The following is an 11,559-nucleotide window of genomic DNA, read 5'->3' on the forward strand; positions in this document are numbered from 1 at the left end:
GTACGATGTACCTAATTTTGGACTTGCCGACGCTACAGTTCACATTTGGTTACACGCAAGATAGAAATATTAGGAGGTAAAAAAAAGGGGGTAAAATAATATTTATAAGGGGCTGATTAGTAAAAAAATAATTTCAAACTACACAAAGTAGCACTAATAATACAGCACTAAATATTATTGCAAAATAGGAAGAGAAGAAAATTATAATAATTGGAAGAATTCAAACTTAATACAAGATTAGCTTATTTTGTCGAAAGAAATGCCCCTTTCTAATTTCTGCAGGTAAGCTTTTAAGATTGCATTTTCGGGCTTTGCCAGCTGCGGATCGTCTTCAAAAAGTGCGATTACGGTGTTACGTGCTTCAGACAAAATAATCTGGTCTTTGGCCAGGTCGGCAAGCTTCAGATCTAAAACGCCGCTTTGCTGAGTTCCTGTAATATCGCCAGGGCCGCGTAGCTGTAAATCTATTTCTGATATTTCGAAGCCGTTGTTGGTTCTTACCATTGTTTCCAAACGAATCTTACCTTCTTTACTCAGCTTATTCCCACTCATTAATATACAAAAAGACTGTTCTGCACCGCGGCCTACCCTACCACGCAACTGGTGCAGCTGTGAAAGCCCAAACCGTTCGGCATTTTCAATTACCATTACCGAAGCGTTAGGTACGTTTACGCCCACCTCTATTACGGTAGTGGCTACCATAATTTGGCTTTTACCGTCGATAAACTGCTGCATTTCGAACTGTTTATCGGCATTGGGCATTTGCCCGTGTACAATACTCATTTGGTAATCAGGCCTAGGAAACTGATAGCTCAACTGCTCAATTCCAGCTTCGAGATGCAAAAGATCTAATTTTTCGCTTTCCTTAATTAAAGGATAAACAATGTAAACCTGCCTGCCTTTGGCAATTTCCTGCTTCATAAAACCGAACATCCTGAGGCGTTGGCCTTCAAAAAGGTGTTTGGTTTCTATTGGTTTTCTGCCCGCAGGTAATTCGTCAATAACCGAAACATCAAGATCGCCGTATAGGGTCATGGCCAAAGTACGCGGAATTGGCGTAGCGGTCATCACTAGGATGTGTGGGGSAATAATATTTTTCCGCCAAAGCTTAGCGCGTTGCTCTACACCAAAACGATGCTGTTCATCAATCACAACCAGCCCCAAATTCTTGAATTGAACCTTATCTTCAATCAGGGCATGTGTTCCGATCAGAATATCGATTTCTCCATTCTCTAATTGCTCATGCAAAACAGTACGCTCCTTCTTTTTGGTATTTCCTGTAAGGATAGCAACACGCACCAGGTCGTTGGTTACAAGTTCTGTAATAGAGGCATAGTGCTGGCGCGCCAAAATTTCAGTGGGAGCCATCATACAAGCCTGGTAGCCGTTGTCATTTGCTAAGAGCATACTCATCAGTGCAACCGCAGTTTTACCGCTTCCTACGTCGCCCTGTACAAGCCGGTTCATTTGCACACCGCGTTGTGTATCTATCCTAATTTCTTTAACCACACGCTTTTGCGCATTGGTTAATTCGAAAGGCAAAAACTCGTTATAAAAGCGATTTACCTTTTCGCCAACCTTTTCAAAGGTTACACCTTTAAATTTTAACTGGCGCAAATGTTTATTGTGCAAAAGCTGTAATTGGATGAAGAATAATTCTTCAAATTTAAGGCGTCTTTCTGCTGAACTTAAATCCTTCACATTTTTAGGAAAATGAATATTCAGTAGCGCCAATCTTTTATCTGGCAGCTGATACTTATCAATGATGTATTGTGGTAAATTTTCGGGAACCTGGGGGATGATCTGATCCAACAAGCCGGCGATTAAACGCTGTAAGCCTTTTGAATCAAGATTAAACTTTTTAAGCTTCTCTGTTGAGTTATAAACCGGCTGTAAGGTTAAATTTCCCCGTCCCACCTGTTTGCGCTGGTATAGCTCCATTTCTGGATGCGAGATACTGAATGTACCGTTAAAGATGGTTGGTTTTCCAAAGGCCACGTAAGCGGTGCCAACAGTGATATTATCATCAACCCATTTTAGGCTCTGGAACCAAACCAATTCCATAATTCCGGTTTCATCTTTAAAAACAGCAACAATACGTTTTGCTCTTTTATCGCCAATTACTTTTTTGCTGATCACGCGCCCAATAATCTGGATATATTGCGAATCAGGATTAATCTGGTTAATCTTGAAATATTTTGTACGGTCGATATACCTGAACGGATAGTGTGCAAGCATGTCCTGATAAGTGAACAGGCCGAGATCCTTTTTCAAAACATCGGCACGGCTTGGCCCAACGCCCTTTAAAAACTCAACAGGTGTATCTAATACCGAATTAAACAAAATATTTTACTGTTTCTTGTAAACAACACTCTTTAGCAACTGTCCGTTAAAAATAACGATCGATAGCAGCAAAAGCAAATAGGCAAAAAATTGGTGCAGATCTATTTTCTCTTTAAAGTAGAAAAATGCAACGGTAAATGCAACTATAGGGTTGAGATAGATCAAAATACCCAGGGCCGATGAAGGCATACCCAACAGTGCATACGAATTTAAAAAGAGTGGAATAATGGTAAATACAATGGCAATCAACAATATATGCGACCAAAAGAAGGTTTCGGTAGGAAAAGGCGCAGCATTAAGAAAATACAACGGAAGCATTATTAATCCTGATAAAATTAACTGAACGCCCAAAAAATTAAACTTATCTACATCTTTAATTACTTTTAGCACAATAACATATAAGGCATAAAAAGATGCGACGATAATGGCCCACATTACTTCATGTATAGAGCCTGTTGCCAATAGGATGATACTTATAAATGCAATGATTAGGGCAATAATTTTAACCTTTGTTAACTGTTCCTTTAAAATGATAAATCCACAGAGCGCAGTTAACAGTGGGCACACCATATAGGCAAAGGCGGCTGCTTTTAAACTTACGCTATTTACGGCATAAATATAGGTGAACCAGTTTCCCGTGATCAGAAATGACGACACTATGGTAAGCAACAATAATCTTGTTTTCTTAGGGGCGCTTAATGATTTTAAGAAATTGAAATCATTCTTTAGTGCTTCCCTTCTGAATAAAAGAATAATTGTCCAAACTACGATAATGGAAATAAATATCCTGTAGTATAAAATTTCGTGTGGCGGAAAACCTTTTATGTTACGCAAAGGTATAGACATTGTTCCCCAGATAATATAAGGAACAATGCCGGCTATAAAATATTTGCTTTTACTATCTGCCAAAATTAGCCTACAATGGCAATTACAGAAATTTCTACATTAACATTTTTAGGCAATACCGAAACCTGAACCGTTTCGCGCGCAGGGAAATCAGCAGTAAAATACTGTCCATAAACTTCGTTTACCTGAGCAAAGGTACCCATATCGCTTAAGAAGATAGTAGACTTTACTACGTTATCGAAAGTTAAACCTGCTTCAAGCAAAACTGCTTTAAGGTTACGCATTACCTGGTGTGTCTCTTCTTCAATATTGCCAATATTTAATTCTCCATTTTCGGGATTAATGGCTACCTGGCCTGATACGAATAAAAAGTTTCCGGCTTGTACAGCTTGGCTATATGGTCCAATTGGAGCTGGAGCATTGGTTGTTTTAATAATTTGTTTCATACAATTTTGGGGTTATTTAGCAAGCCATTGGATTAGCTTGTAGATGATACCTGCAAGAAAAATTAAGATGGCCAATGCATTTATAAAATGCATAATTTTCAGATTGATATTATTTGGCCTGTTTGGATCCTTTTTTCTAAAGAAGTACATAACACAAACTTAGCTAAAAAGCTTAACACAGAAAATTAAAAGGCACAAAAAAAGTCCTGACTTTCATCAGGACTTTTTTAAATCTTATATTGAAATACTAGTTTCTAGCAGTTTCAACACGACGGTTTTGGATACGACCTTCTTCAGTATCGTTAGAAGCAATTGGATTAGCTTCGCCATTACCTTTAGTAGCAACTTGACTAGCGTTAACGCCAGAGTTTACTAAGTAAGTTTTAACAGAGTTAGCTCTGTCTTTAGATAATTTCAAGTTATATGCAGCAGTACCTTCGCTTGAAGCGTAACCGTTTACAGTTACTTTACCACCGTTTTCACGTAACACTGAAGATAATTTATCTAAAGTAGGGTAAGACTCAGTTTTTAAAACTGAAGAGTTGAAATCGAAACCGATTTTTTCGAAACCAGTTACATCACTTGTAGCAGCAGTAGGTGCTTCAACTTTTGGAAGAGGACAACCTGAACCATCAACAGCAGTACCAGCAGGAGTTCCTGGGCATTTATCGAATTGATCAGCAACACCGTCACCGTCAGTATCTTTTTTCAAATCTTCAACTGATTTTTCAACAGCAGAAACACGGTTTTTCAATGCTTCAACTTCTTGACGTAAAGTTGGATCTTTTAACTCATCGTACATAGTAGCTAATGGGTTAGTCCATTCTAAACTTGGTTTAGCAGAAGAACCTAAAGAGAATTCTAAACCAGCATAACCGTAAGAGAATTTATCTTTAGTTTGACCTTTTGCATAAACTCCATCTAAGTTATCAGCATCAACAAAGTTCATTGTGTAACCTAAGTTAAAGTTAACACGCTCAGAAACTTTGAATTTAACACCAGCACCAACTGGAATGTAGAAACCTTTTACGTAATCTTTAGCATCATGTCTGTCATCAGCAGGACCTACAGCTTTACCTTTCCAGTCAATAACAGTACCATTACCTAAAGTAACTTTTGGAGCATAAGCCATATAACCAGCACCAGCAGTTAAGAAGAAACCTACTGAGTTCTCACGACGTAAGAAATCGATAGAACCAACGTTTACAACACCACGTAAATCTACAGCATATTGTAATTCAGTTTCGAAATCTTTTGTAGCTGGGTTAGTAATACCTTCGTTAGTACCTGAAAGTTTACCACGAGTTCCGTTTAATTCTAAACCGAATGAGTGACCTAGTTGTTTACGGATGTTTAAACCGTAACCTAAGTTAGCATCCCATTTGTTGAAATCATTAGTACCACCGATAGCAACAACTGGCATTAAAACACCACCATGTACACCGATAGACCAAGTTCTGTACTGACCTCTACCGCCAAATACCTTGACAGCAGAAGTTGTTGCAGGTGCATCTTGAGCGACAGCAAGAGAAGCAACTCCTGTTAATGCCACTAAAGAAAGCGCAACACTTTTCTTTAAAGTAGAATAATTCATAATCTTTTTTCTTTTTTAAGGGTTAAACAATTTAATTGATTAATTTTTTAGTAATGCCAAAATTAAACAAAATTTTAAATTTTCAAACTTTTATACAAACTCCGTTCCAAACTTCACAGTAATTAATCATTTTATTACATTTGGCCATTGCCCATATAAAAATATCATTTTCATGAAATATCCTACTATTGATCAGTCATTATTTATTTTAAACAGAAAAAAAATCACTAACAACCTAAAAAACAATTCATTAGCTATATTCAACTCAAGCGATGAATTTCCTAGAAGCGGCGATCAGAACTTTATTTTTAAGCAAAACCCTGATTTATTTTATTTATCAGGAATTGATCAAGAACAAACAATATTGCTATTATTTCCTGATTGTCCTAATCCTTTGTACAGAGAAGTCCTGTTTTTAAGACAGACTAACGATTACATTAAAGTTTGGGAAGGATACAAATACACTAAAGAGCAGGCTAAAGCCGCATCGGGTATTCAAGCGGTATATTGGTTAGAAGATTTTGATAACATATTGCATAGCATTGTGAACTATGCTGAACATATTTATTTAAATACAAATGAGAATGATAGGTATGCCCATGAAGTYCCTTATCGTGATATCCGTTTCATTGAGAAAATGCGGGCAAAATATCCGTTGCATCATTATGAACGTTCGGCACCAATTATGCGAAATTTACGTGCAGTTAAATCAGATGTTGAAGTTGAACTAACTAAAAAGGCTTCAGCAATAACACGTGATGCCTTTATCAGGGTATTAAAATTTACCAAGCCCGGCGTTAAAGAATATGAAATTGAAGCGGAGATTATCCACGAATTTATCCGCCAAGGTGGAACAGGTCATGCCTACACCCCTATTATTGCTTCCGGCCATAATGCAAACATCCTCCACTACAATGATAATAATCAAGAATGCAAAGATGGCGACGTAATACTTTTTGATTTTGGCGCCGAATATGCCAACTACAATGCAGATATGAGCCGATCAATCCCTGTTAACGGTCGGTTCACCCAAAGACAAAAACAGGTATACAATGCAGTATTGCACGTAATGAAAGGGTCGATTAAATTAATTGGCGAAGGAACCATATGGAATACCTACCACGAACAGGTTGGCGAAATTATGACTGAGCAGCTGGTTAATCTTGGACTTATTTCTACAACAGACGTGAAGAACCAAACGGCAGCATGGCCAGCTTATAAAAAATATTTTATGCATGGCAATTCACATCATTTGGGCATTGACGTACACGACTTTGCCGGAAGATACACGCCATTTGCAGCAGGCAATATTTTAACTGTTGAACCGGGAATATATATTCCAGAAGAAGGCCTGGGTATCCGCTTAGAAAATAATATTCTTATCGCCGCAGGCGGAAATGTAGATCTAATGGCCGATATCCCACTGGAAGCTGATGAAATTGAGGAGATTATGAATAGTTAGTTCAGTTGGCCGTTTTCAGTTAACCCGCTTCAAAAAATTATAGGTTAACCATTGCGGATAAATTCATCAGCAAAACGATAAATATTAAAATCATCTTGCTTTAAGGCTGCCTGAACTTTTTCTAGCAGCCTTTTTTTATCAACAATCTTCATTTTTTCAYGCTGAATGAGTCTCCAGGCTTTCTCTGCAAACAGAAAAGCCCTTCGATTATGATCAGCTGTAAGCGGCTTGATTATCCAAGCACATAATTCATCAATACCTGTATTTTTATCGGCCACTGTTTTCAATATTGGGATAGTCTTCGTGCCCTGATGAACAATTTTCTTTAAATTATTGGCAAAAATAGCTGCTCCTTCTCTATCAGCCTTGTTTATCACAAAGCAATCGGCAATCTCCATCAAACCAGATTTGATATTCTGCACCTCATCGCCCGATTCTGGAACCAGCACCACGATGGTTTTATCTGCTAATCCGGCAATTTCTACTTCCGATTGCCCAACACCAACAGTTTCCACAATAATCAGATCAAAATTAGCGGCTTTTAAAACATCAACCATCTCGATGGTTTTCGCCGAAATACCGCCCAGAGCGCCCCGGGTAGCCAACGAACGGATAAAAACATTTGGATTGTTAAACTGACCGGCCATGCGGATACGATCACCTAGCAAAGAACCAAAATTAAATGGGGAGGTAGGATCTATCGCCAATATCGCGATGCGCATCCCTTTCGTAACAAAATGACCAGCTATTGCATTTACCAGGGTACTTTTACCGGCGCCTGGAGGTCCGGTAATGCCTAAAACGGGGACATTAACCTGACTATCTAAATCTCTTAAAATCGAATCGGCTGGTGTAATGTTGTTTTCGACAAGGGTTAATGTTCTTGCCAAAACCTTGTAATTCCCGGCTTTTACTTCGCTTAAAATGGATAGATGCGTATTCATCAATAAAACTATCTTTGTACAAATAAACAAAAATTATCAGCTACAAAGCATCCACATAATGAAAGTTACCGGTTTTACCTTTTTAAGAAATGCAATTGTAAACGATTATCCAGCAAAAGAAGCCATACTTTCAGTCTTACCTTTGTGTGATGATTTTATAGTTGCACTGGGCAACTCATCTGATGAGACTTCTGAAATGGTTAAAAGCATCGATCCTAAAATCAGGACCATCGATACCGTTTGGGATGACAGCATAAGGGAAGGCGGTCGTGTTTTTGCTGATGAAACCAATAAGGCCTTAGCAGAAATAAACGAAGATACCGATTGGATGATCTACATTCAAGGTGACGAAGCCATACATGAAGATTATCTCCCCTTGATCAAAAAAGAAATGGAGCTAGCGCTTAACAACAGCAATGTAGAGGCCTTACTTTTAAAATACAAGCATTTTTATGCTTCTTATGACTATCTGGCTGAGTCCAGACGCTGGTATAGAAGAGAGGTTCGGATTATAAAAAATTTACCTGGGGTAAGATCTTACCGCGATGCGCAAGGCTTCAGAATTAACGACAGAAAACTTAAGGTTAAGCTAATTGATGCTTACATTTATCATTATGGCTGGGTTAAACCACCAAAAGGATTACAAGGTAAAGTGCGGAACTTTAATCAGTTTTATCAAACAGAAGAATGGATTGAAGAGAATTATCCCGTGCAGGAAACTTATGATATGCACAATGCCGATCGTTTAGTTCATTTTAAAGGTAGCCATCCAAAAGTAATGCAAGAAAGAATTGCTGCTGCAAACTGGAAATTTGAAAAAGATTTAACCAAGGAAACTCCAAAAATGAATTTCCGTAGGAAGGTTTTGCAAAAAATTGAAGATTTAACAGGAATGCGTTTGTTCGAATACCGGAATTATAAAATTGTAAAGTAGTCTACAATTTAAATCTGTCTATATTTGCATAATTTTTTTTCTTCTAAATACACGATTTAATTAATGGAAAAGCCTAAGGTCTTAGTAACTTTTGATTCGATGAAAGATGCCAATTGTGGCTATTTTTCGTTTGGAAAAGGATTAGGCGACGCATTAATCCAGGAAAACAAAGGAAAGTTTGAATTAAAATTTTATCTTTTCAAACAGACAAAATATCTTTTTAACGGCTTGGTTGATATCATTTATCTTTCGAGATTAGATCGGTTATTTTTTAAGAAAAAAAATGATTTCGAAGTTGTTCATCTCTCTGATCAGACCTGCAGATTAAGACCAAAAAAAGTTAATGCAAAAAAAATAATGACCATTCATGACATGAATAAGGTTCATTTAAAGTTTAGCAGGCCACACAGAATCCAGGTATATCTAAAAAAACTAGGCAAGCTAATATCACAGTGTGATAAAATTGTATGCATATCGCAGTTTGTTGCAAATGATGTAAAACACTATTTCCCTGAGTCAGCAAATAAAATCAGTGTAATTTATAACGGGGCCGATAAATTAGTTTCAGATGAAAATCATCAGCCAGTTTTTAAACCCAGAAAGAAATTTGTATTTACCATTGGTTTACTTTCGGTACAAAAAGGTTTTCACTTATTACCTGCATTATTAAAAGATAACGATTTTGAACTGGTAATTTCTGGAAGGGAAACACCTCACAAGCAGCGAATTTTAGAGGAAGCAGAAAAACATAATTGTCTGGATAGGGTACACATTACAGGGCCAATTAGTGATGAAGATAAAGCCTGGTACTACAAAAATTGCGATGCTTTTTTATTCCCTTCAGTTGCGGAAGGTTTTGGTCTTCCTGTAATAGAAGCCATGCACTTTGGAAAACCTGTTTTCCTCTCCAAATTTACCTCACTCCCAGAGGTTGGCGGCGACGTGGCTTATTACTTCGATAATTTTGAACCTGAACACATGCAGGAAGTATTTAAAAAAGGAATGAATGATTTCGCTCAAAATAATCGCGCTAAAGAAGCAATTGCCCAAGCAGAAAAATTTTCGTGGGAAATTGCAGCCAACCAATATCTGAATTTATATCAGGAATGTTTGGAATAACAGTTATTAACCTGTATTCTATAGCCCAACGGTTGACGCGAAACATTCCGTAAAACAGCATCTCAATCCATTCCATAACCCAAGAATTGTAATTTTAATTTTGTTGGGTTTCTCCATCTTATTCATATGTATGAAAAACCGTACATTTGCTCGGATTTTATTATATTTTTTTCCTACTGGGTACTTCCTGGGTTCTGTTATATATACAATACTTAATGAAAACTTATTTTCGTTTATTATCATTTGCCAAGCCTATTGAAAAGTTTGCCATACCATACGTTATTGCAACCTTACTTTCTATTCTATTCGGAACCTTTAACTTGGCATTGTTATCGCCGCTGTTCGAAACACTTTTAAATGCAAACAAGCAAGCTTGCCAAACGCCAAGCTTAACAGATAAAGCAGCCTCCTCATTTAGCTTATTGGGCAAGTTAAGAGATTTTGTTAACTATTCAATAAAGGTTAACACTATAGAGAGTACGCTGATGTACATCTGTATTATCATTGTTATCTCTGTATTGCTTTCCAATTTGTTCAGGTATTTTTCTCAGCGTTACATGGAAGATTTGAGAGTCCATACGTTGCTAAACTTTAGAAAGCGGGTATTTAACAATGTGATGAACCTTCATGTAGGATATTTTAACAATGAGAGAAAAGGCGATATTATCTCTAAAGTAGCCTCTGATGTACAGGTGGTTCAATTCACGGTTACCAATACATTACAGGTTGTTTTTAAAGAACCTGTAACACTAATTGTATATGTTATTCTTTTATTTAATATTTCAGCAAAGCTTACCTTATTCTCTTTACTGGTAATCCCAATTTCTGCATTTATTATCAGTAAAATTGTAAAAAGGTTAAAGCAGCAGGCAAAAGAATCGCATGAATCCTTTGCGAAAATGATTGGCTTTTTAGATGAGGCATTAAGTGGGATTAAAATTATAAAGGCCTTTAATGCAACAGAACGAATTAAAAACAAATTTAATAAGGAAAATATATACTATTCCAATTTAACACGCAAAATGGTTAGGCGCCAACAACTCGGCTCACCAGTTTCTGAATTTTTAGGTGTCTTAATGATTTCTATTATCGTTTGGTATGGTGGATCATTAATATTACATAATGATAAAAACGCCTTAACCGCATCAGATTTTATTGCTTACATCGCTATTTTTTCCCAGGTAATGCGTCCTGCAAAAGCATTAACAGATTCATTTAGTGGAATCCATTCTGGAATTGCAGCAGGCGAACGGGTTTTAGACCTAATAGATACTAAACCATTGTTGGTTAATGAACCAGATGCGAAAGTTCTTGATGATTTTAACAGTACAATCAGCCTTCAAAATATATCATTCAGTTATGGGGAAAAACAAATTCTTAACTCGATAACCTTCGACATTGAAAAAGGGCAAACAGTAGCACTTGTCGGACCTTCTGGAGGTGGAAAAAGTACATTAATGGATCTGCTTCCACGTTTCCATGATCCAAAATCAGGAACAATTAAAATTGATGGCCACGATTATAGAGAACTTACTGTCGAAAGCATCAGGGCACAAATGGGAACCGTTAATCAAGAGTCTTTTCTATTTAACGATACCATTTTTAATAACATTGCGTTTGCCAAACCAGATGCCACAATGGAAGAAGTTGTTGCCGCAGCAAAAATTGCAAATGCGCACGATTTTATCGAAAATACAGAAGATGGTTATCAATCTTTTGTTGGAGATAGAGGAAATAAACTCTCAGGAGGACAGAAACAGCGTGTGTGTATTGCAAGGGCCGTATTGGCTAATCCACCAATCATGTTGTTGGATGAGGCCACTTCAGCCTTAGATACAGAATCTGAAAAATTAGTTCAGGATGCCTTAAAT

Annotated in this window: 10 protein-coding genes; 4 read left to right on the plus strand and 6 right to left on the minus strand. The window is 37.2% G+C overall.

Going from position 1 to position 11,559, the window contains the following annotated elements:
- Positions 1-237 precede the first annotated feature (237 nt).
- From recG to AC1DND_RS07285, 5 genes are all read right to left on the minus strand, one after another.
- Positions 238-2,343, minus strand: coding sequence for an ATP-dependent DNA helicase RecG (gene recG / locus AC1DND_RS07265; RefSeq protein WP_477580344.1), 2,106 nt, complete (start codon positions 2,341-2,343; stop codon positions 238-240).
- Positions 2,344-2,349: 6 nt separating this feature from the next.
- Complete coding sequence (locus AC1DND_RS07270; RefSeq protein WP_477580346.1) at positions 2,350-3,252, minus strand: EamA family transporter; 903 nt, start codon at positions 3,250-3,252, stop codon at positions 2,350-2,352.
- A 2-nt stretch (positions 3,253-3,254) separates the two neighbouring features.
- On the minus strand, positions 3,255-3,635 hold the full coding sequence (locus AC1DND_RS07275; RefSeq protein WP_029274517.1) for a RidA family protein: 381 nt from the start codon (positions 3,633-3,635) through the stop codon (positions 3,255-3,257).
- A 12-nt stretch (positions 3,636-3,647) separates the two neighbouring features.
- Positions 3,648-3,785, minus strand: a complete 138-nt coding sequence (locus AC1DND_RS07280; RefSeq protein ID WP_317130071.1) for a DUF6728 family protein — start codon at positions 3,783-3,785, stop codon at positions 3,648-3,650.
- 97 nt (positions 3,786-3,882) lie between these two features.
- Complete coding sequence (locus AC1DND_RS07285) at positions 3,883-5,229, minus strand: OmpA family protein (protein ID WP_477580348.1); 1,347 nt, start codon at positions 5,227-5,229, stop codon at positions 3,883-3,885.
- A 172-nt stretch (positions 5,230-5,401) separates the two neighbouring features.
- Here AC1DND_RS07285 and AC1DND_RS07290 point away from each other — a divergent pair, with 172 nt between their 5' ends.
- Positions 5,402-6,691 (plus strand): aminopeptidase P family protein, encoded by a 1,290-nt coding sequence (locus tag AC1DND_RS07290; protein WP_477580350.1) that lies wholly within the window; start codon positions 5,402-5,404, stop codon positions 6,689-6,691.
- A 44-nt stretch (positions 6,692-6,735) separates the two neighbouring features.
- Here AC1DND_RS07290 and meaB read toward each other — a convergent pair whose 3' ends face one another.
- Entirely contained in the window at positions 6,736-7,635 is a 900-nt protein-coding gene (gene meaB / locus AC1DND_RS07295) for a methylmalonyl Co-A mutase-associated GTPase MeaB (protein ID WP_477580358.1), read from the minus strand.
- Between the two features lie 58 nt (positions 7,636-7,693).
- Between meaB and AC1DND_RS07300 the strand changes: the two genes are divergently transcribed.
- The 3 genes from AC1DND_RS07300 to AC1DND_RS07310 form a co-directional block, all read left to right on the plus strand.
- Positions 7,694-8,569, plus strand: a complete 876-nt coding sequence (locus tag AC1DND_RS07300) for a glycosyltransferase family 2 protein (RefSeq protein WP_477580352.1) — start codon at positions 7,694-7,696, stop codon at positions 8,567-8,569.
- Between the two features lie 63 nt (positions 8,570-8,632).
- Positions 8,633-9,688 (plus strand): glycosyltransferase family 4 protein, encoded by a 1,056-nt coding sequence (locus AC1DND_RS07305; RefSeq protein WP_477580354.1) that lies wholly within the window; start codon positions 8,633-8,635, stop codon positions 9,686-9,688.
- Between the two features lie 215 nt (positions 9,689-9,903).
- Positions 9,904-11,559, plus strand: a 1,656-nt coding sequence (locus tag AC1DND_RS07310; RefSeq protein ID WP_477580356.1) for an ABC transporter ATP-binding protein, incomplete at its 3' end; no start/stop codon positions are given.

It is taken from the genome of Pedobacter sp. 01N416 (assembly GCF_056399685.1).

Excerpts from the sequence above, each read along its gene's own strand:
- AC1DND_RS07275 (WP_029274517.1), bottom strand. The coding sequence starts at position 3,635 with ATGAAACAAATTATTAAAACAACCAATGCTCCAGCTCCAATTGGACCA.
- AC1DND_RS07280 (WP_317130071.1), bottom strand. The coding sequence starts at position 3,785 with ATGTACTTCTTTAGAAAAAAGGATCCAAACAGGCCAAATAATATCAAT.
- AC1DND_RS07285 (WP_477580348.1), bottom strand. The coding sequence starts at position 5,229 with ATGAATTATTCTACTTTAAAGAAAAGTGTTGCGCTTTCTTTAGTGGCA.
- AC1DND_RS07300 (WP_477580352.1), top strand. The coding sequence starts at position 7,694 with ATGAAAGTTACCGGTTTTACCTTTTTAAGAAATGCAATTGTAAACGAT.
- AC1DND_RS07305 (WP_477580354.1), top strand. The coding sequence starts at position 8,633 with ATGGAAAAGCCTAAGGTCTTAGTAACTTTTGATTCGATGAAAGATGCC.